Source organism: Streptomyces yerevanensis (assembly GCF_000716805.1).
Taxonomy (GTDB): domain Bacteria; phylum Actinomycetota; class Actinomycetes; order Streptomycetales; family Streptomycetaceae; genus Streptomyces; species Streptomyces flaveus.
Window position 1 is genome coordinate 19,080 of sequence record NZ_JNWJ01000028.1, and the last position, 26,605, is coordinate 45,684.

At 68.2% G+C, this 26,605-nt stretch carries 25 protein-coding genes; 22 read left to right on the plus strand and 3 right to left on the minus strand.

The annotated features are described in order from the left end of the window. The first annotated feature begins 60 nt into the window (after positions 1–60). From rho to OP79_RS27510, 19 genes are all read left to right on the plus strand, one after another. Positions 61–2,100, plus strand: a complete 2,040-nt coding sequence (gene rho, locus OP79_RS27420; RefSeq protein WP_033323850.1) for a transcription termination factor Rho — start codon at positions 61–63, stop codon at positions 2,098–2,100. A gap of 381 nt (positions 2,101–2,481) precedes the next feature. Further along, positions 2,482–3,621 carry an LCP family protein gene (locus OP79_RS27425; protein WP_033323851.1) on the plus strand — a complete coding sequence of 380 codons (1,140 nt, stop codon included), beginning with the start codon at positions 2,482–2,484 and terminating at the stop codon, positions 3,619–3,621. A 214-nt stretch (positions 3,622–3,835) separates the two neighbouring features. Further along, positions 3,836–4,057 (plus strand): 50S ribosomal protein L31, encoded by a 222-nt coding sequence (gene rpmE / locus OP79_RS27430; protein WP_033323852.1) that lies wholly within the window; start codon positions 3,836–3,838, stop codon positions 4,055–4,057. A 104-nt stretch (positions 4,058–4,161) separates the two neighbouring features. Then, positions 4,162–5,238 carry a peptide chain release factor 1 gene (gene prfA / locus OP79_RS27435; RefSeq protein ID WP_033323853.1) on the plus strand — a complete coding sequence of 359 codons (1,077 nt, stop codon included), beginning with the start codon at positions 4,162–4,164 and terminating at the stop codon, positions 5,236–5,238. Between the two features lie 89 nt (positions 5,239–5,327). After that, the gene (gene prmC / locus OP79_RS27440) at positions 5,328–6,167 is read left to right on the plus strand and encodes a peptide chain release factor N(5)-glutamine methyltransferase (protein ID WP_033323854.1); all 840 of its coding nucleotides are present in this window, start codon (positions 5,328–5,330) and stop codon (positions 6,165–6,167) included. A gap of 80 nt (positions 6,168–6,247) precedes the next feature. Next, positions 6,248–6,895, plus strand: coding sequence for an L-threonylcarbamoyladenylate synthase (locus OP79_RS27445; RefSeq protein WP_033323855.1), 648 nt, complete (start codon positions 6,248–6,250; stop codon positions 6,893–6,895). Further along, positions 6,892–7,563, plus strand: a complete 672-nt coding sequence (locus OP79_RS27450) for an arsenate reductase/protein-tyrosine-phosphatase family protein (protein WP_033323856.1) — start codon at positions 6,892–6,894, stop codon at positions 7,561–7,563. The genes OP79_RS27445 and OP79_RS27450 overlap by 4 nt, the downstream gene beginning before the upstream one ends. Positions 7,564–7,778: 215 nt before the next feature. After that, positions 7,779–9,029, plus strand: a complete 1,251-nt coding sequence (locus OP79_RS27455) for a serine hydroxymethyltransferase (RefSeq protein ID WP_033323857.1) — start codon at positions 7,779–7,781, stop codon at positions 9,027–9,029. 129 nt (positions 9,030–9,158) lie between these two features. Then, on the plus strand, positions 9,159–10,559 hold the full coding sequence (locus OP79_RS27460) for an MraY family glycosyltransferase (protein WP_033323975.1): 1,401 nt from the start codon (positions 9,159–9,161) through the stop codon (positions 10,557–10,559). 258 nt (positions 10,560–10,817) lie between these two features. After that, positions 10,818–11,255, plus strand: a complete 438-nt coding sequence (locus OP79_RS27465) for a Cg1360 family ATP-synthase-associated protein (RefSeq protein WP_033323858.1) — start codon at positions 10,818–10,820, stop codon at positions 11,253–11,255. Positions 11,256–11,480: 225 nt separating this feature from the next. Next, positions 11,481–12,299: a F0F1 ATP synthase subunit A gene (gene atpB / locus OP79_RS27470; RefSeq protein ID WP_483855335.1), complete on the plus strand. Its 819-nt coding sequence runs from the start codon at positions 11,481–11,483 to the stop codon at positions 12,297–12,299. A gap of 79 nt (positions 12,300–12,378) precedes the next feature. Continuing rightward, positions 12,379–12,615: an ATP synthase subunit c family protein gene (locus tag OP79_RS27475; protein ID WP_010040161.1), complete on the plus strand. Its 237-nt coding sequence runs from the start codon at positions 12,379–12,381 to the stop codon at positions 12,613–12,615. Between the two features lie 40 nt (positions 12,616–12,655). After that, a complete protein-coding gene (locus OP79_RS27480; RefSeq protein WP_033323860.1) occupies positions 12,656–13,204 on the plus strand; it encodes a F0F1 ATP synthase subunit B in 549 nt (182 codons plus the stop codon). Beyond that, positions 13,201–14,022 carry a F0F1 ATP synthase subunit delta gene (locus OP79_RS27485; protein WP_033323861.1) on the plus strand — a complete coding sequence of 274 codons (822 nt, stop codon included), beginning with the start codon at positions 13,201–13,203 and terminating at the stop codon, positions 14,020–14,022. The genes OP79_RS27480 and OP79_RS27485 overlap by 4 nt, the downstream gene beginning before the upstream one ends. A 147-nt stretch (positions 14,023–14,169) precedes the next feature. Further along, positions 14,170–15,762, plus strand: a complete 1,593-nt coding sequence (gene atpA, locus OP79_RS27490; RefSeq protein ID WP_033323862.1) for a F0F1 ATP synthase subunit alpha — start codon at positions 14,170–14,172, stop codon at positions 15,760–15,762. 20 nt (positions 15,763–15,782) lie between these two features. Further along, complete coding sequence (locus OP79_RS27495) at positions 15,783–16,700, plus strand: F0F1 ATP synthase subunit gamma (protein ID WP_033323863.1); 918 nt, start codon at positions 15,783–15,785, stop codon at positions 16,698–16,700. Then, positions 16,700–18,136, plus strand: a complete 1,437-nt coding sequence (gene atpD / locus OP79_RS27500) for a F0F1 ATP synthase subunit beta (protein ID WP_033323865.1) — start codon at positions 16,700–16,702, stop codon at positions 18,134–18,136. The genes OP79_RS27495 and atpD overlap by 1 nt, the downstream gene beginning before the upstream one ends. A 208-nt stretch (positions 18,137–18,344) precedes the next feature. Beyond that, positions 18,345–18,719, plus strand: coding sequence for a F0F1 ATP synthase subunit epsilon (locus OP79_RS27505; RefSeq protein WP_033323867.1), 375 nt, complete (start codon positions 18,345–18,347; stop codon positions 18,717–18,719). Between the two features lie 129 nt (positions 18,720–18,848). Beyond that, on the plus strand, positions 18,849–19,295 hold the full coding sequence (locus tag OP79_RS27510) for a DUF2550 domain-containing protein (RefSeq protein ID WP_033323868.1): 447 nt from the start codon (positions 18,849–18,851) through the stop codon (positions 19,293–19,295). Positions 19,296–19,381: 86 nt separating this feature from the next. Here OP79_RS27510 and OP79_RS27515 read toward each other — a convergent pair whose 3' ends face one another. The 3 genes from OP79_RS27515 to OP79_RS27525 form a co-directional block, all read right to left on the minus strand. Next, complete coding sequence (locus tag OP79_RS27515; RefSeq protein WP_033323869.1) at positions 19,382–20,653, minus strand: glycoside hydrolase family 18 protein; 1,272 nt, start codon at positions 20,651–20,653, stop codon at positions 19,382–19,384. Positions 20,654–20,757: 104 nt separating this feature from the next. Further along, the gene (locus OP79_RS27520; protein ID WP_033323870.1) at positions 20,758–21,399 is read right to left on the minus strand and encodes a response regulator; all 642 of its coding nucleotides are present in this window, start codon (positions 21,397–21,399) and stop codon (positions 20,758–20,760) included. Then, complete coding sequence (locus tag OP79_RS27525) at positions 21,396–22,607, minus strand: sensor histidine kinase (RefSeq protein WP_033323978.1); 1,212 nt, start codon at positions 22,605–22,607, stop codon at positions 21,396–21,398. Before OP79_RS27525 ends, OP79_RS27520 begins: the two co-directional genes overlap by 4 nt. A 304-nt stretch (positions 22,608–22,911) precedes the next feature. Here OP79_RS27525 and OP79_RS27530 point away from each other — a divergent pair, with 304 nt between their 5' ends. From OP79_RS27530 to OP79_RS56470, 3 genes are read left to right on the plus strand one after another with little or no spacing between them, the layout of a single operon-like run. After that, complete coding sequence (locus OP79_RS27530) at positions 22,912–23,937, plus strand: tyrosine-type recombinase/integrase (RefSeq protein ID WP_211270877.1); 1,026 nt, start codon at positions 22,912–22,914, stop codon at positions 23,935–23,937. After that, entirely contained in the window at positions 23,934–24,260 is a 327-nt protein-coding gene (locus OP79_RS27535) for a helix-turn-helix domain-containing protein (protein ID WP_033323872.1), read from the plus strand. Before OP79_RS27530 ends, OP79_RS27535 begins: the two co-directional genes overlap by 4 nt. Then, the gene (locus OP79_RS56470) at positions 24,257–26,557 is read left to right on the plus strand and encodes an XRE family transcriptional regulator (protein ID WP_211270875.1); all 2,301 of its coding nucleotides are present in this window, start codon (positions 24,257–24,259) and stop codon (positions 26,555–26,557) included. Before OP79_RS27535 ends, OP79_RS56470 begins: the two co-directional genes overlap by 4 nt. Positions 26,558–26,605: the final 48 nt, after the last annotated feature.

Consider the following 26,605-nt stretch of genomic DNA (forward strand, 5'->3'; position numbering starts at 1 on the left):
GACAGCACAACCGGTCGCCGAGCCAGACAGGCCGACGTCCGCTCCAGGGAAGGACCCTTCGTGAGCGACACCACCGATCTGATGGGCGCACGTGTCGAGGAGACCGCTGCCGCGCCCGCCACGGACGCCTCCGCCGCGCCTGCCACCGGTGCTTCAGGCTCCCGTCGGCGCCGCGGCAGTGGCCTTGAGGGCATGGTGCTGGCCGAGCTGCAGCAGGTCGCATCCGGCCTCAACATCAGGGGCACCGCGCGGATGCGCAAGAGCCAGCTGATCGAGGTCATCAAGGAGGCGCAGGCGGGAGGGGGTGCCCCGGCGAAGACCGCCGAGGCGGCCACCGAGACCAAGCCGAAGCGCCGGACCACCTCGAAGGCTCGTACGGGGGACGAATCCGCATCCCCCGCCGCCAAGTCCGCCGAGAAGAGCGAGAAGAAGGCGGACAAGGCCGAGAGCGCCGAAAAGGCCGTGGCCCAGCAGCAGATCGAGATTCCCGGTCAGCCGGCCAGTGAGGACGCTCCCGTCGAGCGCAGGCGTCGCCGGGCCATCGCCGACGCGGGCAGCCCCGAGACGGTCACCGCCGAGGCGAAGAGCGAGCCGAAGGCCGAGACGCCCGCCCAGGCGCAGCCCCAGGGCGAGACCAGGGCCGACGCCGGTGACCAGGGTGGCGAGGGCCGTCAGGGCCGCCGCGACCGTGACCGGGGCAGCCGTGACCGCGACCGGGGCGACCGAGGCGGCCGTGACCGGGACCGCGGCCGCGGCAAGGGCGACGACCAGCAGGGCCAGGGCGGCGGCCAGCAGCAGCGCGGCCAGCAGCAGGGCGGCGGCCGTCAGGACCGCCAGGACCGTCAGCAGCAGGACGATGACGACTTCGAGGGCGGCCGTCGCGGCCGTCGCGGTCGCTACCGGGACCGCCGTGGCCGCCGTGGCCGCGACGAGATCGCCGAGCCGCAGGTCGCCGAGGACGACGTCCTGATCCCCGTCGCGGGCATCCTGGACATCCTCGACAACTACGCGTTCATCCGTACGTCCGGCTACCTGCCCGGTCCGAACGACGTGTACGTCTCCCTCGCCCAGGTCCGCAAGAACGGTCTGCGCAAGGGCGACCACGTCACCGGCGCGGTCCGGCAGCCGAAGGAGGGGGAGCGGCGTGAGAAGTTCAACGCCCTTGTCCGGCTCGACTCCGTCAACGGCATGGCGCCCGAACTCGGCCGTGGCCGCCCGGAGTTCAACAAGCTGACGCCGCTCTACCCGCAGGACCGGATCCGTCTGGAGACCGACCCGGCGGTGCTGACGACGCGGATCATCGACCTGGTCGCGCCGATCGGCAAGGGCCAGCGCGGTCTGATCGTGGCCCCGCCGAAGACCGGCAAGACCATGATCCTTCAGGCGATCGCCAACGCGATCACGGTCAACAGCCCCGAGTGCCACCTGATGGTCGTCCTGGTCGACGAGCGTCCGGAAGAGGTCACCGACATGCAGCGGTCGGTCAAGGGCGAGGTCATCTCCTCGACCTTCGACCGCCCGGCCGAGGACCACACCACGGTCGCGGAGCTGGCCATCGAGCGCGCCAAGCGCCTGGTGGAGCTGGGCCACGACGTGGTCGTACTGCTCGACTCGATCACGCGTCTGGGCCGTGCGTACAACCTCGCCGCCCCCGCCTCCGGCCGCATCCTGTCCGGTGGTGTCGACTCGACCGCGCTGTACCCGCCGAAGCGCTTCTTCGGTGCCGCGCGCAACATCGAGGACGGCGGATCTCTTACGATCCTGGCCACCGCCCTTGTCGAGACCGGCTCGCGCATGGACGAGGTGATCTTCGAGGAGTTCAAGGGCACCGGCAACATGGAGCTCAAGCTCGACCGGAAGCTCTCCGACAAGCGCATCTTCCCGGCGGTGGACGTGGACGCGTCCAGCACCCGTAAGGAAGAAATCCTGCTCGGCAACGACGAGTTGGGCGTCGTCTGGAAGCTGCGCCGGGTGCTGCACGCGCTCGACCAGCAGCAGGCGATCGAGCTGCTCCTGGACAAGATGAAGCAGACGAAGTCGAACGGCGAGTTCCTGCTGCAGATCCAGAAGACGACGCCGATGCCGGGCAACGGCGACTGACGTCAGTTTTCCTGCATCAGTTTTCTGAGGGCCGCCCCCGTCACGCACGTGACGGGGGCGGCCCTTTGCGTCGCGCCTGTACGGCCATGAAGGGCATCGGCGAGACCTCTGTCGCGAGACCTTCGCCACACGTGTGAAGACCGCCACCCACTGCGAACAGGACCAAGAATTGGCCTGAAATCGCAGGTGAGCGGGCAGACTTCGCTCTCGTAGGTCACGGATTGCTCATATTCGCCCACAGGGTGGCCACAGTGCGTCATGCAACCCTTTTTTCGGTTTCAACGTCTGACGTGACGGGTCGTGACATGCCAGTCATGCCTGACACCCCATGCCTGACCCTGCACACAGGGGGTAACCGACCGGACGAGGACTGAGGAGCACATGTCTGCCGAGAGCACACCTGATTCCGGCAACCCGGAAGCCTCCGGACCCACCGGCCCGCGCCGCCGCGCCAAGGGTCGCCGCCGCAAGCCGCGAAGCACACGCGGAAAGGCCCTCCTTGTCACGGCCTGGGCCGCGGCGGGCATCGTGGTCCTGGGCGGCACCGGACTCGGCTACGTGTACTTCAAGCTCAACAACAACCTCAACAGCGTCGACATCAACCAGGCCCTCGGTACCGACCGGCCCCTGGACGTCGACAACGGCTCGCAGGACATTCTCGTACTCGGTTCCGACACCCGCTCCGGCAGCAACAAGGAGCTGGGCGGCGGCGTCGACGACGGTTCGGCCCGTTCGGACACGGCGATGATCGTGCACGTCTACAAGGGCCACAAGAAGGCCAGCGTGGTCTCCATACCCCGCGACACCCTCGTAGAGCGCCCCGAGTGCACCGACACCGAGGGCGACACGCACGAGGGCGCGTCCAGCGCGATGTTCAACTCCGCGTACTCCACCGGCGGCGCCGCCTGCGCGGTGAAGACCGTCGAGTCGATGACCGGCATCCGCATGGACCACTACATAGAGGTCGACTTCAGCGGCTTCCAGAAGCTCATCGACGAACTCGGCGGCGTCAAGGTCACCACGACCGAGGACATATCCGACCCCGACAGCCACCTGGACCTCAAGGCCGGCACCCACCAGCTCACCGGCGAGCAGGCCCTCGGCCTGGTCCGCACCCGGCACGGCGTCGGCGACGGCTCCGACCTCGGCCGCATCCAGCTCCAGCAGGCGTTCATCAAGGCACTGGTCGAGCAGATCAAGCAGGTCGGCGTACTGACCAGCCCGAAGAAGCTGTGGGACCTCGCCGACACCGCGACGAACGCCGTCACGACCGACTCCGACCTCGACTCGCCCCAGGATCTGGCCTCGTTCGCGGGCGGACTCAAGGGCATCGGCTCCTCGAACATGACGATGGTGACGATGCCGGTCCAGTACGACCCGGCCGACGGCAACCGGGTCCTCATGGTCAAGTCCAAGACCGATCTGGTGTGGAAGGCCCTGAAGAACGACCGCCCCATCCCGAAGACGGCCACAGAAGGCACGGCGACGGGCAAGGCAAAGAGCGTCGTAGGCGCCGCATAGGGGCGCGACCAGCCACAAACAACCCGCAGACGCCCGCGGCGCCGGCGAGGCACCCCGTTCCGCGAACCCACCCCCCTACGGCCAGGGAATACAAGACCCCGCCCCCCTGTTTTGGGGGATGACACCAGTCGATGGCAGACTGGTACGTCGGCCCCGGTTCACGCTCCGCAGCCCGCGGCAGCGACCCGGTGCCCTCCCGAAACTAGGAGACACCTTGAAGCGCGACATCCACCCCGAGTACGTCGAGACGCAGGTCAGCTGCACCTGCGGCGCGTCGTTCACCACCCGTAGCACGATCTCCAGCGGCAGCATCCGTGCCGAGGTCTGCTCCGAGTGCCACCCGTTCTACACGGGCAAGCAGAAGATCCTCGACACCGGTGGCCGTGTGGCCCGCTTCGAGGCCCGCTTCGGCAAGGCTGCCGCTGCCAAGAAGTAGCGACCTCACAGCGCCGGTCCTCGTTGTCCCCGCAAAGGGGGCTTCGGGACCGGCGCTTTGCGATGGTGCAGCCCCTGTTTTCACGTACGTCATTGGAGCCGGAGATGTTCGAGGCGGTCGAGGAACTGATCGGCGAGCACGCCGATCTTGAGAAAAGGCTCGCCGACCCGTCGGTCCACGCGGACCAGGCGAACGCGCGCAAGCTCAACAAGCGCTATTTCGAGCTGACCCCCATCATCGCGACGTACCGCTCCTGGAAGCAGACCGGCGACGACATCGGGACGGCCCGCGAACTCGGCGCCGACGACCCGGAGTTCGCGGCCGAGGTCAAGGAGCTGGAGAAGCAGCGCGAGGAGCTCACCGAGAAGCTGCGGCTGCTGCTGGTCCCGCGCGACCCCAACGACGACAAGGACGTCATCCTCGAGATCAAGGCCGGCGCCGGAGGCGACGAGTCCGCGCTGTTCGCGGGCGACCTGCTGCGCATGTACCTGCGGTACGCGGAGCGCGTCGGCTGGAAGACCGAGATCATCGACGCCACCGAGTCCGAGCTCGGCGGCTACAAGGACGTCCAGGTCGCCGTGAAGACCAAGGGCGGCCAGGGCGCCACCGAGCCCGGCCAGGGTGTCTGGGCCCGCATGAAGTACGAGGGCGGGGTGCACCGCGTGCAGCGCGTGCCCTCGACCGAGTCCCAGGGCCGGATCCACACCTCCGCGGCCGGTGTCCTCGTGACCCCGGAGGCCGAGGAGATCGACGTCGAGATCAACCCCAACGACCTGAGGATCGACGTCTACCGCTCGTCCGGCCCCGGCGGCCAGTCCGTCAACACCACCGACTCCGCGGTGCGCATCACGCACATTCCCACCGGAGTCGTCGCCTCCTGTCAGAACGAGAAGAGCCAGTTGCAGAACAAGGAGCAGGCGATGCGTATCCTGCGCTCCAGGCTCCTCGCGGCGGCCCAGGAGGAAGCGGAGAAGGAGGCGGCGGACGCCCGGCGCAGCCAGGTCCGTACCGTCGACCGCTCCGAGAAGATCCGAACGTACAACTATCCGGAGAACCGCATCTCGGACCACCGCGTCGGCTTCAAGGCGTACAACTTGGACCAGGTGCTCGACGGTGACCTCGACGCGGTGATCCAGGCCTGTGTGGACGCGGACTCGGCCGCGAAGCTCGCCGCCGCATAACGCCGCGCAACAGCGACAAGACAACAGCTCAGCCCCGGAGGACCAGCGTGCAGCAACATTTTGGGGGGCGGCCCCCGAACCCCCGCAGCGTGCTGCTCGCGGAAGTGGCCCAGGCCACCCAGCGCCTTGCCGATGCCGGCGTGCCCTCACCGCGCAATGACGCGGAGGAGCTCGCCGCCTTCGTGCACGGCGTGAAGCGGGGCGAGCTGCACTCGGTCAAGGACGCCGACTTCGACGCCCGCTACTGGGAGGTCATCGCCCGCCGCGAGGCCCGCGAACCGCTCCAGCACATCACCGGGCGGGCCTTCTTCCGGTACACGGAACTCCAGGTCGGGCCAGGGGTGTTCGTGCCGCGCCCGGAGACCGAGTCCGTCGTCGGCTGGGCCATAGACGCCGTACGCGCGATGGATGTCGTCGAGCCGCTCATCGTCGACCTCTGTACGGGGTCCGGGGCGATCGCGCTCGCCATGGCGCAGGAGGTGCCGCGCTCCCGCGTACACGCCGTGGAGCTGTCCGAGGACGCGCTCCGGTGGACGCGCAAGAACGTCGAGGGGTCCAGGGTCGAGCTGCGTCAGGGAGACGCCCGGGACGCCTTCCGCGACCTCGACGGCCAGGTGGACCTCGTCATCTCCAACCCTCCGTACATCCCGCTCACCGAATGGGAGTACGTACAGCCCGAGGCGCGGGACTACGATCCTCAACTCGCCCTGTTCTCGGGCGAGGACGGACTCGACCTCATCCGTGGCCTGGAGCGCACCGCGCACCGGCTGCTGCGGCCCGGCGGCGTCGTCGTCGTCGAGCACGCCGACACCCAGGGCGGGCAGGTGCCGTGGATCTTCACCGAGGAGCGGGGCTGGGCCGACGCCGCCGACCACCCCGACCTCAACAACCGGCCGCGGTTCGCCACGGCCCGCAGGGCGATGCCGTGAACCCGGCGCGCGGCATTGCGTTCGGCACGCCTTGTTCGAAGACTTCAAGCCAGCAGTACGTGTACGAGGAGGCTCGCTAAATGGCACGGCGATACGACACCAACGACGCGACCGACCGTTCTACAGGTCTGCGCGAAGCCGCGTCCGCCGTACGCCGGGGTGAGCTCGTCGTGCTGCCCACCGACACCGTGTACGGCATCGGCGCCGACGCGTTCAGCTCGGAGGCCGTGTCCGATCTGCTGGAGGCCAAGGGCCGTGGGCGCAACATGCCCACCCCTGTTCTCATCGGCTCCCCGAACACGCTGCACGGCCTCGTCACCGACTTCTCCGAGATGGCGTGGGAGCTCGTCGACGCGTTCTGGCCGGGCGCGCTGACCCTGGTCGCCAAGCACCAGCCGTCCCTCCAGTGGGACTTGGGGGACACCCGTGGCACCGTCGCCGTGCGCATGCCGCTGCACCCGGTGGCGATCGAGCTGCTGACCGAGGTCGGTCCCATGGGCGTGTCCTCGGCGAACCTGACCGGCCATCCGGCGCCGGAGGACTGCGACGCCGCGCAGGAGATGCTCGGCGACTCCGTCTCGGTCTACCTTGACGGCGGGCCCACCCCCGGCAACGTCCCCTCCTCGATCGTCGACGTCACGGGCAAGGTGCCGGTCCTGCTGCGCGCGGGCGCGCTGTCGGCCGAGGAGCTGCGCAAGGTGGTACCCGACCTCGAGGTGGCGAATTGACGGCCCCTGACGCGGGGCGTGGCATAGGCAACGGGGACGATACGGGGACCTTCACAGGGCTACCCCGGGACACCTTCCGCATCCTCCACGTCAGCACCGGCAACGTATGCCGCTCGCCGATCACCGAGCGGCTGACCCGCCATGCCCTGGCGGACCGCCTCGGCGACCCGCTGTGGGGCGGCCTGATCGTGGAGAGCGCCGGCACCTGGGGCCACGAGGGCGCCCCCATGGAGGCCAACGCAGAGGCGGTCCTCGCCGACTTCGGCGCGGACGCCTCCGGCTTCGTGGGCCGGGAGCTGTTGGACGAACACGTCATCAGAGCGGACCTGGTCCTGACGGCCACCCGCGACCACCGGGCCCAGGTCATCTCCATGGGCCACTCGGCGGGCCTGCGCACCTTCACCCTCAAGGAGTTCACCCGCCTGGTGAAGGCCATAGACCCGGCAACCCTGCCTCCCCTGGAGGACGGTGTGGTCGCGCGCGCACGAGCCCTGGTCCGCGCCGCGGCAGCTCTACGCGGGTGGCTCCTGGCCCCGACGGTGGAGGCGGACGAGGTGTACGACCCGTACGGGGCACCGTTGCCGTTCTTCCGCTCGGTGGGGGACGAGATCCAGCAGGCGATCGATCCGGTGGTGACGGCGCTGACGGGCGTACCGGCCCGCACCTGACGCGGCCGCGGGACAACCTCCGACGGACGGCCCGTCGCGGAGCGACTGATGTCACAGCGGCGCGTGGGGGAGGGGCCCGGCCCGCACCTGACCGCTCCCGGGGTCCCCGGGTCGGGCGTAACAACGGGCGCAGCAGGGGACGCGGTTCTACATTGGACGTACTTTCCCACCGATATCAGGCCGCCCCGTACGGGGTTGCCGGTCCGGAGTCCACGATGGTGGTCACACATACGCTTGACGGCCTGCTGCCCGCCGACGTGCTCGGTCGGCAGGATCCCGAGCTGGCCGAGATCCTCCTCGGGGAACTGGACCGGCAGTCGACGACGCTTCAGCTGATCGCCGCCGAGAACTTCACCTCCCCCGCCGTGCTGGCCGCCCTCGGCTCACCGCTCGCGAACAAGTACGCCGAGGGCTACCCCGGCGCCCGCCACCACAGCGGATGCGAACTCGTCGACGTGGCCGAACGCCTCGCCGTCGAGCGCGCCAAGGTCCTCTTCGGCGCCGAGCACGCCAACGTGCAGTCCCACTCCGGATCTTCGGCCGTACTCGCCGCATACGCCGCCCTGCTGCGCCCCGGCGACACCGTCCTCGCCCTTGGCCTCCCGCACGGCGGCCACCTCACCCACGGCTCGCCCGCCAACTTCTCCGGCCGCTGGTTCGACTTCGTCGGCTACGGCGTCGACCCGGAGAGCGGCCTCATCGACTACGAGCAGGTGCGCGCGCTCGCCCGGACCCACCGCCCGAAAGCCATCGTGTGCGGCTCCATCTCCTACCCGCGGCACATCGACTACGCCGCATTCAGGGCCGTGGCGGACGAGGTGGGCGCCTATCTCATCGCCGACGCCGCCCATCCCATCGGCCTCGTCGCCGGGGGAGCGGCGCCCAGCCCCGTGCCGTACGCCGACGTCGTCTGCGCCACCACGCACAAGGTGCTGCGCGGCCCCCGCGGCGGCATGCTGCTGTGCGGCACGGAGCTGGCCGAGCGCGTCGACCGGGCCGTCTTCCCGTTCACCCAGGGCGGCGCCCAGATGCACACGATCGCCGCCAAGGCCGTCGCGTTCGGCGAGGCGGCCACGCCGGCCTTCACGGCGTACGCCCATCAGGTGGTTGCCAACGCACGGGCGCTCGCGGCGGGGCTGACCGCCGAGGGCCTCGCCGTCACCACGGGCGGCACCGACACCCACCTGCTGACCTTCGACCCGGCACCGCTCGGCGTGGACGGCCGCAGTGCCCGCGGCCGCCTTGCCGCCGCCGGTCTGGTCCTCGACACCTGCGCACTGCCCCACCCGGACGTGCGCGGACTGCGCCTGGGGACGGCCGCCGTCACCACCCAGGGCATGGGCGAGGTGGAGATGGCCCGGATCGCGGTACTGTTCGCCGCCGCGCTGCGTGATGTACACGCTGCCCGGCGGGTGCGTGAAGAAGTGCGGGAGCTGGCCGGAAGATTTCCGCCGTATCCGGACTAGAGCGGGGTATGCGCGAACCCGTACACAGCCACGCGTGCAACCATCGGCTCTACCCGGAAGTCCCCAACCGTATGCGCTGAAAGCTAGGGTGTGGGGCTGAGATGGCCAGCGAGACCTGTGGGGATGCCTGTGCGTGAATACCTCCTGACGCTCCTCGTCACGGCCGCGGTGACGTACCTGCTGACCGGGCCGGTGCGGAAGTTCGCGATCGTGGCCGGAGCGATGCCGGAGATCCGGGCACGTGACGTGCACCGGGAACCCACGCCGCGGCTCGGCGGGATCGCGATGTTCTTCGGACTGTGCGCCGGCCTGCTGGTCGCCGACCATCTGACGAACCTCAGTGAGGTCTTCGAGAACTCCAACGAGCCGAGAGCGCTGCTGTCCGGGGCCGCGCTGATCTGGCTGATCGGCGTCCTGGACGACAAGTTCGAGATCGACGCCCTCATCAAGCTCGGCGGCCAGATGATCGCCGCGGGCGTCATGGTCATGCAGGGTCTGACGATCCTGTGGCTGCCGGTGCCGGGCGTCGGTTCGGTCTCGCTGACCCAGTGGCAGGGCACGCTGCTGACCGTCGCGCTCGTCGTCATCACCATCAACGCCGTGAACTTCGCCGACGGCCTCGACGGCCTCGCCGCGGGCATGGTGTGCATCGCCTCCGCGGCGTTCTTCATGTACGCCTACCGCATCTGGTACGGGTACGGACTTGAGTCCGCCGCCCCCGCCACCCTCTTCTCCGCGCTCCTCATGGGCATGTGCCTCGGCTTCCTGCCGCACAACATGCACCCGGCGCGCATCTTCATGGGCGACTCGGGCTCGATGCTCATCGGCCTGGTGCTCGCGGCCGGCGCCATCTCCATCACCGGGCAGGTCGACCCCGACGCGATGAACCTCTTCGCCGGGTCCGAGAAGGAGGCCGTGCACCAGACGGTGCCCGTCTACATCCCGCTGCTGCTGCCGCTGACGATCATCGCGGTACCGGCCGCCGACCTGGTGCTCGCCATCGTGCGGCGCACCTGGCGCGGACAGTCCCCGTTCGCCGCCGACCGCGGGCATCTGCACCACCGCCTGCTGGACATCGGGCACTCGCACAGCCGGGCCGTGCTCATCATGTATTTCTGGTCGGCACTGGTCGCCTTCGGGGCCCTCGCGTACTCGGTGAACTCGGCGTCCATGTGGATCGTGCTCGGCATCGTGTTCCTCAGCGCGGTGGGTCTGGTGCTGCTCCTGCTGCCGCGCTTCACACCGCGCACGCCGGCCTGGGCCGAGCGCTTCGTGCCGCCGCGCTACCGCCGCCGTGGCCGGCTCGCGGAGGAGGTGGCCGAGGAGGCCGTGCAGGGGGCGCCTGCGGTCGCGTACGCGGGTGCCACGAGTGGCGCGTCCAGCGAGCTCGGTGAGGCCACTGAGTCCGGCGAGACCGGCGAGGAACGTCGCGCTCCGGTCACCGCGGGCGTCTCAGGTGTCAACGGTTCGACGGCTGTCGGCCGTCGTTCGCGCGTTCTGGACCGACGCAAGGCCGAATCGTCCCACTGACGCTTTCGCAAACCGTCCCTATAGCAGACAAACTCGGCGGCGCGAGTGCACAGACGGGCAGGTTCACTCTCATGTGTGACGCCGAGCACACCAATCAGGTAAAGACCTCATCAAATAGTTTGTGATACGGTTCACGAAGCTCGGGGATGAGCCGAAGGGCCGCAGTGCGACGGCCCATTGGCGTGAGGTTCCCTCCCCACCCGGGACTACGCTCGTCCATGACGACACCCTGCCCCCTTAGTAAGCGGAGCTGCCGCCATGCCGTCCAATGACGCCCGGATTCTCCTTCAGGCCGCCGTGCCCACGGCTGCCGTCGGCGCGATTGCCGCCGTTGTCAGCGGGGTGGTTGCGGGGGGCAAGGGAGCGCTGGGTGCTGTTGTCGGCGTACTGCTGGCGATCCTCTTCATGGGAATCGGTCTGTACGTTCTGCAGCGCACCGCCAAATCGCTTCCGCACCTCTTCCAGGCGATGGGCATGATGCTGTACGTGGCTCAGCTCCTGTTGCTCCTGATGTTCGTGGGCCTGTTCAAAGACACCACTGCCTTCGATCCGCAGACCTTCGCGATCGGCCTCGTCGTGGCGACCGTCGTATGGATGGCGGCGCAGGCGCGTGCACACATGAAGGCCAAGATCTTCTACGTCGATCCTGAAGCCGCGAAGGACGAGAAGAACGAGAAGTCCGGGTCGTCGTCGTGAGAGGTAGGGCCGGTATAAGGACTCGCGCGAGGCCCTGCTATCGTCCGGTGCCAACTGCGGCATCGCGGGCGCGGGCATCCGAGCTGACGCCTGCTCTAGCGCGAGGCTCGATGCCCCACAGCCGCCCCCACATCCGTAACACCAGTCCAGTGCCGAACCGCGGCTGCGCGCCGCGCCGACACAACGAGGTTGCCGTACCTATGCGTCACGCCGAAGGAGCCCGTGGTGAGTGCTGAACAGACCCAGCTCGCCTTTGACTGGAGCTGTCGGATCATGTCCGACAACGGCTGCGGCTTCCCGGCTCCGGGCCTGCACTCGTTCCTCTTCAAGCCGATCGCCACGGTCGGGGGGTTCGAGTTCAACAAGGTGATGCTGCTCGCCCTCATCACCACCGGCCTCGTGATCACCTTCTTCACACTGGCCTTCGGCAAGGCCAAGGTGGTGCCGGGCAAGCTCCAGATGATCGGCGAGGCCGGCTACGACTTCGTACGCCGCGGCATCGTCTACGAGACCCTCGGCAAGAAGGAGGGCGAGAAGTACGTCCCCCTGATGGTCTCGTTGTTCTTCTTCATCTGGATCATGAACATCTGGTCCGTGATCCCGCTCGCGCAGTTCCCGGTGTCGTCGATCATCGCGTTCCCGGCGGTCCTCGCCGCGATCGTGTACGTCACCTGGGTTTCGCTGACCTTCAAGCGGCACGGCTTCGTCGGGTTCTTCAAGAACATCACCGGCTACGACAAGTCGCTCGGCCCGGTGCTGCCGCTCGTGATGGTCATCGAGTTCTTCTCGAACCTGCTCGTCCGGCCGTTCACGCACGCGGTGCGACTGTTCGCCAACATGTTCGCCGGGCACCTGATGCTGGTCATGTTCACGGTCGCCTCCTGGTATCTGCTGAACAGCTGGATGATCCCGGCGGCCGGTGTCTCCTTCGTGATGACCATCGCCATGATCGGTTTCGAGCTTTTCGTGCAGGCCGTCCAGGCGTACGTCTTCGTACTCCTCGCCTGCACGTACATCCAGGGTGCTCTGGCCGAGCACCACTGAGCCCCTCCCGCCCCCGCAAGTCCCAAGAACGTCCGGTGGCCAACCCCCGCCGGTCCATGAAAGAGAAAGAAGAATCAGCATGGCTGCCACTGAGACCCTCGCCGCTGTCTCCGGTTCGCTCGGCTCCATCGGCTACGGCCTCTCCGCCATCGGCCCCGGCATCGGCGTCGGCATCATCTTCGGTAACGGCACCCAGGCCCTCGCCCGCCAGCCCGAGGCGGCCGGCCTGATCCGTGCCAACCAGATCCTCGGCTTCGCGTTCTGTGAGGCGCTCGCCCTCATCGGCATCGTCATGCCGTTCGTGTTCGGTCAGTAATTTTTCTGCTCACCGACACGTTTCGACGAAAGGCACTGATGTGATCGCCAATCTCGTACAGCTGGCGACCGAGAGTGAGCAGAACCCGCTCATGCCTCCGGGTCCCGAGCTGCTCGTCGGCACCATCGCCTTCGCCATCGTGTTCTTCTTCTTCTGGAAGAAGCTCCTCCCGAACATCAACAAGGTTCTGGAAGAGCGCCGCGCGGCGATCGAAGGCGGCATCGAAGAGGCCGACGCCATGAAGACCGAGGCCCAGAGCGTGCTGGAGCAGTACAAGGCCCAGCTCGCCGAGGCCCGGCACGAGGCCGCGCGGCTGCGCCAGGAGGCGCAGGAGCAGGGCGCCACGCTCATCGCCGAGATGCGCGCGGAAGGCCAGCGGCAGCGTGAGGAAATCATCGCCGCCGGTCACACCCAGATCGAGGCCGACCGCAAGGCTGCTGCCTCCGCGCTGCGTCAGGACGTGGGCAAGCTCGCCACCGACCTGGCCGGCAAGCTCGTGGGCGAGTCCCTCGAGGACCACGCCCGGCAGAGCCGCACCATCGACCGCTTCCTCGACGAGCTCGAGGAGAAGGCCGAGGCGGCTCGATGACAGCGCACGGAGCGAGCCGCGAGGCAACCGCTGCCGCACGTGAGCGTCTCGACGCGCTGACGGACAACACGTCCGTGGACGCGCTCGCGCTCGCCGACGAGCTGGCCGCCGTCACCGCGCTGCTCGACCGCGAGATCAGCCTGCGTCGGGTCCTCACCGACCCGGCGCAGCCCGGCGAGGCGAAGGCCGAGCTGGCCGGACGGCTGTTCGGCGGTCAGGTCGGCGGGACCACCGTCGACCTGGTGTCGGGCATGGTGCGCTCTCGCTGGTCGCAGCCGCGCAACCTGGTGGACGCGATCGAGGAGCTGGCCAACACGGCCGACCTCACCGCGGCCCAGCGGGCGGGCACGCTCGACGAGGTGGAGGACGAGCTGTTCCGGTTCGGCCGGATCGTCTCTTCCAACACCGAGCTGCGTGCCGCGCTGACGAACCGCGCCGCCGGCACCGCCGCCAAGACCGAGCTGCTGCGCAGCCTGCTCGGCGGCCGGGCCAAGGCCGGGACCGAGCGGTTGGTCACGCGCCTTGTGACCGCGCCGCGGGGACGTAGCCTGGAGGCGGGACTCGAGTCCCTGTCCAAGCTCGCTGCCGAGCGCCGAGACCGCATGGTCGCCATCGTCACCTCGGCGGTCCCGCTGAGCGACCCGCAGAAGCGGCGCCTGGGTGCCGCTCTCGCGAAGCTCTACGGGCGTCCGATGCACCTCAATCTCGATGTCGACCCCGAGGTCGTCGGAGGGATCCGGGTGCAGGTGGGCGACGAGGTCATCAACGGCTCCATCGCGGACCGGCTCGAGGACGCCACTCGCCGCATGGCGGGCTGACAGCAACTCAATACACGTACCAATACACGCACGTACGAAGACAGGCAGTACTACGGCCCTGGTTGGGCCGTGCAGAGGATTCCTGGGGGTCGCCCCCAGACCCCCAAGTTGAAACTTCGGGCCCAACAAGGAGAGCAGGGAACCCAGATGGCGGAGCTCACGATCCGGCCGGAGGAGATCCGGGACGCGCTGGAGAACTTTGTCCAGGCGTACAAGCCGGACGCGGCCTCGCGCGAGGAGGTCGGTACGGTCACCCTTGCCGGCGACGGCATCGCGAAGGTCGAGGGCCTGCCCTCGGCCATGGCCAACGAACTGCTGAAGTTCGAGGACGGCACCCTCGGCCTCGCGCTCAACCTCGAAGAGCGCGAGATCGGCTGCGTTGTCCTCGGTGAGTTCAACGGCATCGAGGAGGGCCAGCCGGTCAGCCGTACCGGCGAGGTCCTGTCGGTCGCCGTGGGCGAGGGCTACCTCGGCCGCGTCGTCGACCCGCTCGGCGCCCCGATCGACGGCCTCGGCGAGATCGAGACGTCAGGTCGCCGCGCTCTGGAGCTGCAGGCTCCGGGCGTCATGGTCCGTAAGTCGGTGCACGAGCCGATGGAGACCGGCTACAAGGCCGTCGACACGATGACCCCGATCGGCCGCGGCCAGCGTCAGCTGATCATCGGCGACCGGCAGACCGGCAAGACCGCGCTGGCCGTCGACACGATCATCAACCAGCGCGACAACTGGCGCACGGGCGACCCGAAGAAGCAGGTCCGCTGCATCTACGTCGCCATCGGTCAGAAGGGCTCGACCATCGCCTCCGTGCGTGGTGCCCTCGAAGAGGCCGGCGCCCTGGAGTACACGACCATCGTCGCCGCCCCGGCGTCCGACCCGGCCGGCTTCAAGTACCTTGCGCCGTACACCGGTTCGGCCATCGGCCAGCAGTGGATGTACGAGGGCAAGCACGTCCTCATCGTCTTCGACGACCTCTCGAAGCAGGCCGACGCCTACCGCGCCGTGTCCCTGCTGCTCCGCCGTCCGCCGGGGCGCGAGGCCTACCCCGGTGACGTCTTCTACCTGCACTCCCGTCTGCTGGAGCGCTGCGCGAAGCTCTCCGACGACATGGGCTCGGGCTCGATGACCGGTCTGCCGATCGTCGAGACGAAGGCCAACGACGTCTCGGCGTTCATCCCGACCAACGTCATCTCCATCACCGACGGCCAGTGCTTCCTGGAGTCGGACCTGTTCAACGCCGGTCAGCGTCCCGCGCTGAACGTCGGTATCTCCGTCTCCCGAGTCGGTGGCTCCGCCCAGCACAGGGCGATCCGCCAGGTCTCCGGGCGGCTCCGCGTCGACCTTGCCCAGTTCCGTGAGCTGGAGGCCTTCGCCGCCTTCGGTTCCGACCTGGACTCCGCGTCGAAGGCGCAGCTGGAGCGCGGTCAGCGGATGGTCGAGCTGCTCAAGCAGCCGCAGTACCAGCCGATGGCCACCGAGGACCAGGTCGTCTCCATCTGGGCCGGCACCACCGGCAGGATGGACGAGGTGCCGGTCGCCGACATCCGCCGCTTCGAGAAGGAGCTGCTTGAGTACCTGCACCGCAAGGAGCAGGGCCTGCTGACCTCCATCAAGGAGGGCGGCAAGATGTCGGACGACACGATCACGGCCATGAGTGACGCCGTCGCGGAGTTCAAGAAGCAGTTCGAGACCTCGGACGGCAAGCTGCTCGGCGAGGACACCCCTGCCGCTGCGGGCAAGTGACGACGGAAGGGACCTGACTCATGGGAGCCCAGCTCCGGGTCTACAAGCGTCGCATCAAATCCGTCACCGCGACCAAGAAGATCACCAAGGCGATGGAGATGATCGCCGCCTCGCGCGTCGTCAAGGCGCAGCGCAAGGTGGCGGCCTCCACGCCGTACGCGACCGAGCTCACGCGCGCGGTCACGGCGGTCGGCACCGGCTCGAACACCAAGCACCCGCTGACCACGGAGGCGGAGAACCCGACCCGCGCCGCGGTACTGCTCCTCACGAGCGACCGCGGCCTGGCCGGCGCCTTCAACTCCAACGCCATCAAGGCGGCGGAGCAGCTGACCGCCCGTCTCGAGCGCGAGGGCAAGGAGGTCGACATCTACATCGTCGGCCGCCGCGGTGTCGCCCACTACAACTTCCGTGAGCGCAAGATCTCGGAGCAGTGGACCGGCTTCACCGACGCGCCCTCGTACGGGGACGCGAAGAAGGTCGCGGCCCCGTTGATCGAGGCCATCGAGAAGGAGACGGCGGACGGCGGCGTGGACGAACTCCACATCGTCTACACCGAGTTCGTCTCGATGATGACGCAGACGGCGGTCGACAGCCGCCTGCTGCCGCTCAGCCTGAAGGAAGTGGCGGAGGAGTCGCAGACCAAGGGCGAGATCCTTCCGCTGTACGACTTCGAGCCGTCGGCGGAGGACGTCCTCGACGCCCTGCTGCCGCGCTACGTCGAGAGCCGTATCTACAACGCGCTGCTCCAGTCGGCTGCCTCCAAGCACGCCGCCACGCGCCGCGCGATGAAGTCGGCGACCGACAACGCCGGGGATCTCATCGAGAACCTCACCCGGCTTGCCAACGCGGCCCGCCAGGCCGACATCACCCAGGAAATCAGCGAGATCGTCGGTGGCGCCAGCGCCCTGGCCGACGCGACCGCGGGGAGTGACAAGTAATGACGACGACAGTTGAGACGGCCGTTGCCACGGGCCGCGTCGCCCGGGTGATCGGCCCGGTCGTCGACGTGGAGTTCCCCGTCGACGCCATGCCGGAGATCTACAACGCCCTTCACGTCGAGGTGGCCGACCCGGCCGAGGCCGGCAAGAAGAAGATCCTGACGCTGGAGGTCGCCCAGCACCTGGGTGACGGACTGGTCCGTACGATCTCCATGCAGCCCACCGACGGTCTGGTCCGCCAGGCCCCGGTCACCGACACCGGCACGGGCATCACCGTCCCGGTCGGTGACTTCACCAAGGGCAAGGTTTTCAACACCCTCGGTGAGGTGCTGAACTCCGACGAGCAGTTCGAGGGCGAGCGCTGGCCGATCCACCGCAAGGCCCCGGCCTTCGACCAGCTCGAGTCGAAGACCGAGATGTTCGAGACGGGCCTGAAGGTCGTCGACCTTCTCACCCCGTACGTACGAGGCGGCAAGATCGGTCTGTTCGGTGGTGCCGGTGTCGGCAAGACCGTGCTGATCCAGGAAATGATCATGCGTGTGGCCAAGCTGCACGAGGGCGTTTCCGTGTTCGCCGGCGTCGGTGAGCGCACCCGTGAGGGCAACGACCTCATCGACGAGATGACCGAGTCCGGCGTGCTGGACAAGACCGCGCTGGTCTTCGGTCAGATGGACGAGCCCCCGGGCACCCGTCTGCGCGTGGCCCTGGCCGGTCTGACCATGGCGGAGTACTTCCGCGATGTGCAGAAGCAGGACGTGCTGTTCTTCATCGACAACATCTTCCGCTTCACCCAGGCCGGTTCCGAGGTGTCGACCCTGCTCGGCCGCATGCCGTCCGCGGTGGGCTACCAGCCCAACCTCGCGGACGAGATGGGCCAGCTCCAGGAGCGCATCACCTCGACCCGTGGTCACTCGATCACCTCGATGCAGGCGATCTACGTCCCCGCGGACGACCTGACCGACCCGGCCCCGGCCACGACCTTCGCCCACCTCGACGCGACGACGGTGCTCTCCCGTCCGATCTCCGAGAAGGGCATCTACCCGGCCGTGGACCCGCTGGACTCCACGTCCCGCATCCTGGACCCGCGTTACATCTCGCAGGAGCACTACGACTGCGCCATGCGCGTCAAGACGATCCTGCAGAAGAACAAGGACCTCCAGGACATCATCGCGATCCTCGGTATCGACGAGCTCGGCGAGGAGGACAAGCTCGTCGTCCACCGTGCCCGTCGCGTGGAGCGCTTCCTGTCGCAGAACACCCACGCCGCCAAGCAGTTCACCGGCCTGGACGGTTCGGACGTGCCGCTCGACGAGTCGATCTCCGCGTTCAACTCGATCTGCGACGGTGAGTACGACCACTTCCCGGAGCAGGCGTTCTTCATGTGCGGTGGCCTGGAGGACCTCAAGGCCAAGGCCAAGGAGCTCGGCGTCTCCTGAACCTCGTGTTCATGAAGGGGGGCGGGGCCGCCTCGCGGGGTGCGTCCCGCCCTTCTTCGTACGCCTACGCAGCATTGCCCGGGGGATAACCCCCGGACCCCCAGCCGAGTGCTGGGTGGGGACCCCGCACTTTTGACAAGCGGAGCCCTACTAGACTTACTTCCAACACCCGGCAGCAACCGCCGGGTGGTGACCCGAGGAGCCCACCTTGGCTGCTGAGCTGCATGTCGAGCTCGTCGCCGCGGACCGCAGTGTCTGGTCCGGCGAGGCCACCCTGGTCGTCGCGCGTACCACGTCCGGCGACATCGGCGTCATGCCCGGTCACCAGCCGCTGCTCGGTGTGCTGGAGTCGGGCCCGGTGACCATCCGTACGAGTGATGGTGGAACGGTCGTCGCTGCGGTGCACGGCGGTTTCATCTCGTTCGCGGACAACAAGCTGTCGCTGCTGGCCGAGATCGCCGAGCTGGCGGACGAGATCGATGTCCAGAGCGCGGAGCGGGAGCTCGAGCGCGCGAAGGCGGAGGGCGACGAGTCCGCCGAGCGTCGCGCGGACGTCCGACTGCGAGCGGTGGCGGCACGCTGAACCCAGCGCGCCACTGGACATGACTCAGCCGCGGCCAGGACCGGAGCCTTCTCCGGACCGGGTCGCGGCTGCGGCAATGCGGGTGCTTTTTCCTTTTCCGTTACCTAGGAGACGAGGAGGTCGGTGTCGATGGTCCTCGCTCTGACTGTGTGCGGCTTGGTAATCCTTCTGGTGGCCGCCGGACTCTTCGCCTTCGGTGTGCGCCGCAGAGTGATCCAGCGCTCCGGCGGCACCTTCGACTGCAGCCTCCGCTGGAACACCGCCGAGAAGAGCGACACCAGTGGCAAAGGCTGGGGCTACGGCATCGCCCGCTACAGCGGCGACCGCATCGAATGGTTCCGCGTCTTCTCCTACGCCCCTCGCCCGCGCCGCATCCTGGAACGCTCGTCGATCGAGGTGGCCGGCCGCCGCGCCCCAGAGGGCGAGGAGGAACTGGCGCTGCTCTCCGACGCGATCGTGCTCGCCTGTCTCCACCGGGGTACGCGCCTTGAGCTGGCGATGAGCGAGGACGCGCTGACGGGGTTCCTGGCGTGGCTGGAGGCGGCTCCGCCCGGGCAACGAGTAAATGTGGCCTGAAAGGCCACATTTACTCGTTGATTGGGGGTTCCCCCCCCGGACGAAGTCTGGAGGAGCGTCAACGTGGCCTAAGTCAGGCCTGGCCCTTACCTGAGGCCGTTGTTGATCGCCTTTACCAGCTCGCCGTTGCTGGTGTCACCGCTGAACTCCCAGAAGAACGCGCCGCCCAGGCCCTGTTTCTCGGCCCAGCTCATCTTGCCGAGGATCGTCGCCGGGGTGTCGTAGGACCACCACTCGCTGCCGCAGTGCGCGTATGCCGTGCCGCCAACGGTGCCGGTGGCCGGGCAGGACTTCTTGAGGACCTTGTAGTCCTCGAAGCCCGCCTCGTACGTGCCCGGGGCCGCCCCCGTCGCCGTACCGCCCGGCGCGGACTGTGTGACGCCGGTCCAGCCGCGGCCGTAGAAGCCGATGCCGAGCAGCAGCTTCTTCGCGGGCACGCCGAGCGACTTGTACTTGGCGATGGCCTCGGCGCTGGTGAAGCCCTTCTGCGGAATGCCGTTGTAGGGGGTGAGCGCGGAGTGCGGGGCGGTGGGGCCGTTCGCCGCCCAGGCGCCGAAGAAGTCGTACGTCATCACGTTGTACCAGTTGAGGTACTGCGCGGCGCCCGCGTAATCGGCGGCCTCGATCTTGCCGCCGGGGGAGGCGTCGGCCGTGACGGCGGCGGTGACCAGGTACTTCGAGCCGAACTCGGTGCGCAGGGCCCGCATCATGTCCGCGTAGGCCGTGGCGTCGCTGGTGTCGCAGGTCAGACCGCAGGCGTTCGGGTACTCCCAGTCGATGTCGATGCCGTCGAAGACATCGGCCCAGCGCGGGTCCTCGACCAGGTCGTGGCAGGATCGGGCGAAGGCCGCCGGGTCCTTGGCCGCCTCGGTGAAGCCGCCGGACCAGCTCCAGCCGCCGAAGGACCAAAGGATCTTGATGTGCGGGTACTTGGCCTTCAGCTGGCGCAGCTGGTTGAAGTTGCCCTTGAGCGGCTGATCCGCGGTGTCGGCCTTGCCGCTCACCGAATTGTCGGCGGTGATCGGCATTTCGTAGTCGGCCCATGAGTCGCCGATCGCGCACTTGCCGTCGACGACGTTTCCGAAGGCGTAGTTGATGTGAGTGACCTTCGCGGCGGAGCCGGAGGTCACCAGGTTCTTGACGTTGTAGTTACGGCCGTAGACGCCCCACTCGATGAAGTAACCGAGCTTGACCTTCTGGACCGGGGGTGGAGCGGTCGCGATGTCCACGGCGTCCGGGGCGGAGCTCGGGGTGGCGGGCTGGGCGGGACCGGCGAGGCCGACCAGGGCGGCGAGCGGGAGCAGCAGGGTGGCGAACCCTGCCACGGCTCTGTGTCTGACTCTGAGGCCGAAGCGCATCCAGGGACTCCTCGGGGAAGTGAGGGCAGTGTGAGGGGGTGCGCTGGACAATAGAAAGGTCTGGACCATAGGTCAAGAGGTCCAGACCAATGAGGGTGGTGCTGTTACACGCCCAACTCCTGCGCCAGCACCGCCGCCTGCACCCGGCTGCGCAGCTCCAGTTTGCCCAGCAGGCGGCTCACGTGGGTCTTCACCGTGGCCTCGGCCATCTCCAGGCGGCCCGCGATCTCGGCGTTGGACAGCCCGTTGCCCAGGCAGGACAGCACCTCGCGTTCACGGCGGGTGAGGGACTCCAGGACCGCCGGGTCGGGCCCTGGATCCCGTACGGGCTTGGCGGCGAACTCGGCGATCAGGCGTCGCGTGACCGCGGGCGCGATCAGCCCCTCGCCGCGCGCGACCGTGCGGACCGCGTCGAGGAGAGAGCGGGCCTCGGTGTTCTTCAGCAGAAAGCCGGAGGCGCCCGCGCGCAGCGCCCCGAAGACGTACTCGTCGAGGTCGAAGGTGGTCAGCACGAGTACGTCGGCAAGACCCTCGTCGACCACCTGACGGGTGGCCGAGACGCCGTCGAGGCGGGGCATCTGGACGTCCATCAGGACCAGATCGGGCCGCAGTTCACGCGCCAGCGCGACCGCCTTCTCACCGTCCGCGGCCTCGCCGACCACCTCGATGTCGGGCGCGCTGCGCAGAATGAGGACGAGCCCGGCGCGTACGGCGGACTGGTCCTCGGCAACGAGCACGCGGATCATTCGGTTCCTCCCAGAGTGGTCGGCAGAGTGGCGTGTACGGTCCAGATCTTGCCGTCGCGTGAGCTGCCCGAGTCGGGTGAGTCGGGCGCGCTCTCGGGCCCGGCCTCGAAGGTGCCGCCCAGCAGCGCGACCCGCTCCCGCATGCCGACGAGACCGGCGCCCGAGCCGGGGGCGCGCGGGCCGTCGCGGTCGCCGTACGGGCTGGTCACCCTGAGGCTCAGGGTGCCGTCCCGCTGGGCGAGCGTCACCGTGACCCGGCCGGGGGAGGCGTGCTTGAGGGCGTTGGTGAGGGACTCCTGGACGATCCGGTACGCGGCGAGCTCGACCGGCGCGGGGAGTTTTACGTGCGTGGTGTCGAGCGTGACGTCGAGGCCGTTGGCGCGGGCGGTGTCGACGAGTGCGCCGAGTCCGTCGAGGGTGGGGGCGGCCGAGGGTTCGGTGTCGCCGCTGGAGTCCCGCAGTATCCCGATGAGCCGCCGCATCTCCGCCAGGCCCTCGACGCTGTTCTCCCGGATGACGCCGAGGGCCTGCTTCGTCGTGTCCGCGTCGTCGAGGGAGAGCGCGGCCGTGGAGTGGATGGCGATCGCGGACAGGTGGTTGGCCACCATGTCGTGCAACTCCCTTGCCATCCGGGCACGTTCGGCGGTGACGGCCTGGGTGCGGTCGATCTCGGCGAGCAGGGCGGTCTGTTCGGCGCGCAGGCGGGCGGCTTCGGCGGCGTCGCGGTGGTTGCGGACGAGCCAGCCGGTGGTTGCGGGGCCGAACGCCACCGCGCCGATGATCACGCCGACCAGCACCGCTTCCGGCGTGCGCCACACCGCGATGGGAACGACCGTGCCGACCACCGTGAGCAGCCCGGTCATCCAGAGAATGCGACGGGCGGAGGCCAGAGGGCTGTACAGCACGGCCGCGTACGCGAGGTCGGTGAACATGACGAGGGTGGCAATGTTTCCCTGTGTCGTGGTGTCCAGGGCCAGCGCAGCCGTACCCACCAGCAGGACCGTACGCGGGCGTTGCCGGCGCAGCACCTCGCAGCAGACCATCACGACGAGCGGTACCAGGACCGGCCAGCGCCACGGCCAGAGAACGTTCGGCTCTTCGGCCGTCCGCATGCCAAGGCCGAGGCCCCACAGGACGAGCCCGCCGAGCAGCCCCGCGAGCGCGATGCGCACGTCATCGCGGTGCGGGCGGGGGAGTCGTACGGCCATGAATCCATCCAACACGGCGTACGAGCCCGGCGCCTGATCCTGGGGAACGGTCCGAAACGCGATGAATTGCATTGGCTGCAACAGTTCGTAGCTCCTTGCCTCGGATGTTTTTGCTGATCAGAGCCCCTGGCGCGTGCACGGCCGTGGCTCCCTTGCGTAGTTGACCAGGGGTGCCCCGTATGGACGCAACAATGATGCGTTTGATACAACGGCGGGCATGATCGCTGAGGCACCTGGCTCGGTGCGTCTTGCCCTGGCTCCGAATGTCGTCCTTCTGGACCCGGAGTCAGCGGTTTCTTCTGCCATGAAGGAGGGATGGGCTCGCCAGCAGTCCGCGCGGTTTCTCCAGGCTTCGACGATCCAGCCTCGGCTGCGTCTGATCCAACGGTTCGAGGAGTTCACAGGGTTGTACCCGTGGCAGTGGACTCCTGCCGATGGCGAGGCTTTCATCGTTCACCTTCGCAGCGGCTCCAAGCCGATCCAGTTGTCTACGGCTCGGGCGTACGAGGTTGGGATCGAGCTGTTCGTGGAGTTCCTGCTGGACCGCCGGTACGGATGGGTTGAGATCTGCCAGGAACGGTTCGGCCTGTCACCGCAGGTGATCTTTCACGAGGGCAACTCTGTCCTGCACTCGGTGGAGTACGAGGGTGATCCCCGGCGGCGGCCTCTGACCTACGACGAGGTTCAGGCGCTGTTCGACGCCGCCGATGCCCGACCTCGACGCATTCACGGGCAGGGCCGGAAGGGCACGCTCACCGCACTGCGCGATGCCGCGGCGCTCAAGACGATCTACGCCTACGGCACCAGGCGGACCGAGTCCTCGATGGTCGACCTGGTGGATCTGCGACGGCACAGGAAGGCGCCGCAGTTCGGACAGGCCGACAGCATGACCGTCAGGTACGGCAAGTCCTCCAAGGGCACACCGCCGAAGCGACGGACCGTGCTTCTGGTCCCCGAGATGGACTGGATAGTCGACGTTCTTGACGAGTGGGTGCACGAGATTCGCCCACGGCTCTCGCCGAACCGGCACCCGGCCCTTTGGGTGACCGAGCGGCTCGGCCGCATGTCTCCGCGCTCGATCAACGAGGCGTTCGTGACGGCACGCCAGGACGCCGGCCTCAACGAGGACCTCGACCTGCACTGCCTGCGCCACAGCTACATCACGCATCTGACCGAGTTCGGCTACCCTGCCCGCTTCGTTCAAGAGCAGGTGGGCCATACCCACGCGTCCACGACGGCCATCTACATGGGCGTCTCTGACGAGTACCGGAACCAGCTCCTGGAGGCTTCGCTGAAGCGTCGGCTGGGTGACGACTGGGACCTTAAATGATCAAGAAGATGGGTTACGAGTGGTGTCTGCGGGCCACGATGGCCGAGCACCAGATGTTCCAGACCTCGGACCTGGTGCCGCTCCTGGCAGAACGTGGCGTCACCCTGTCACGTGAGCAGGTCTACCGCTTGGTGACGCAGCCGCCCCAGCGGATGAGCATGGACACCTTGGTCGCGCTGTGCGACATCTTCGGGTGCACGCCGAACGATCTCATCAAGCCGAAGGTGGTCAACGCACAGGTCAAGAAGACCGCGGACGGACAGGCCGAGGCTTTGCCGCTGAAGGAGCGGCGGACCACGATCCGGCGCCCGGGGCAGCCGTGAGGCCGCTGACTCCGGACCAGATCCGCTTACGCGCCGAACTCGCTGCCGCACAGGAGCAGATCGTTACGCTGCTGCGGTCGGCGGTGGGCGAATCCCTAGGCCCCGAACAGGCGCAGGCCGTGGCGGAGGAAGCCCGGGCATGGCGTGGTGCGAATGCCTTCCGCCTGGTGCGCTATCTGTCCGACAGGCCCGACGCTCTGAGCGTGCCCAGCAGCGACTGCCCGACCTGTGTGGTGCGTTTGCTGGCTGTGCTGACCGCCGTCGGCCACGGTGACAAGGTCGTCCTGGTGGCCTGTGGCGACTGCGGACGGACTGACCCTCTTCCCACCAACAACGGGCCGGCGGGACGACTGTGTTCACGCTGCGCCGGCCGACGTGCCAAGAAGCCGTGTGCACGCTGCGGCAAAATGGCCAGCATCTACGCCCGCCGACCAGAGGGCGGCATCTGTAATCCGTGCAGGAACAAGGAGCCGGATGCCAAGGAAGAATGCGCCGACTGCCACCGGATGATGATCTCCTACCGGCGCCTGCCCGACGGCACCAGCCTCTGCCAGACCTGTGCTCCCAAGAACACTCAGACCTGCTGCCGTTGTGGACGCGTACGCCGGGTCAACGCCCTGACCTCTGACGGGCCGGTCTGCGGCGCCTGCTACTCCAGTCCTGCCCGCCTGTGCGGGGTCTGCAGACAGATCGTTCCCATCGTCGCCCGGGCCGACGGCTCCAGGCCGGACACCTGCGACCGGTGCTACAAGCGACGTGAGAAGACCTGCGTCATCTGCGAGAGGGTCCGCCCCGGCCACCACATCGACGGTGGCCGGGGCCTGTTCCACTGCGACACGTGCCGTCCTCGCGAAGAGTGCGCATGTGCCCTGTGCGGCCGGATTGGGAAGGTCAAGGTTTTCTGGCCCAAGGGGCCGGTGTGCGACCCCTGCTACAGAACAGCCCTGTCGACCCCTGCACCGTGCGCGTCGTGCAATCGACAGCGCATCCTGATCGGTCAGACGGCCGAGGGAAGCCCTCTGTGCAAGGCGTGCTCGTTCCCCGACGAGCCGGTCGAGCGGTGTTCAGCCTGCGATGAGCCGGCGGACCTCTACTCCGGCCGCCGCTGTCCCCGCTGCACCCTGGCCGCCCGCGTGACCGACCTGCTCGCCGCAGACGGCGCAGGCGTGACCCAGCCGCTCCAACCCCTCGCCGCGGTACTGACCGGTGCGGACAACCCCTACCGCGTACTGCAGTGGCTGCGCCGCAGCCCTACCGCCCGCCTCCTGGGACGCCTGGCTCTCGATCCCGAAGCACTGGACCACAAATCCCTCGACGCGCTGCCGCAACGGACTGCCACCGCCTACGTGCGCGGGCTACTCGTCACCGCCGGCGTCCTGCCGCCACGCGATGAGAATCTCGCCCTCCTCACCAACTGGGTCGCGCGGACCGTGGCCGAACTGCCACCACGGCACGCCAATCTCATCCGCCCGTTCGCCGAATGGCACATCATCCGCGACGCCCGCCGGCGCTCAGCCCGCGGCCGTTACACCTACGCCGCACACAAGGGCGACTGCGGCAACGTCCTCGCCGCCATCAACTTCCTGAACTGGCTCGACACCCAGCACCTGAATCTCCCCCAGCTCCAACAGCAGCATCTGGACACCTGGGCGATCGACCGGCCAACTCTGCGCTCCCGTTCCATCCCCTTCCTCCGCTGGAGCACTGCACGACGCCTGTGCCCGCCCGATTTGGTCATCGAGCGCTCAGCCGCCCAACTCCCAGGCCACTTTCAAGCCGAGGAGGAGCACCGAAAAGAGCTGCTGCGCTGCTTCAACGACACGGCGTTGCCCCTGGAGGTCCGCGTCGCGGCTGCTCTCGTCCGGCTCTACGCCCTTCCGCTGACCCGCATCGTCGAACTCACCGACGACCACGTTCGCCGCGACCAGGGGCATACCTATCTGACGGTCAACCACCACCCCTTTGTGCTGCCGCCGAAGCTCGCCCGCCTCATCGACGACCAGCTCCAGCAAAGCCCCCGGCACAGCAACACGGCCGGGTGCAGGTACCTCTTGCCCGGTCACAGCCCTGGACGCCCGCGCAACCCTCTCGGCCTCGCCGACACCCTGAGACACCACGGTCTGCCCGCCCGCGCAGCACGGAACACCGCCATGATGGACGCCCTGGTAGACCTGCCGCCCATGGTCATCGCCGACTTGCTCGGCATCCACCCCAAGACAGCCGAACGCTGGGCCACCCTCGCCGGTGGGAACTGGTCCGAATATCTGGCAGTGCGACGGGCCGCCCCGCAGGGCTAGGCAGTCAGCAGGGCGTGTTCCGACTCTGATCATTGTCCTGGCCGGTGG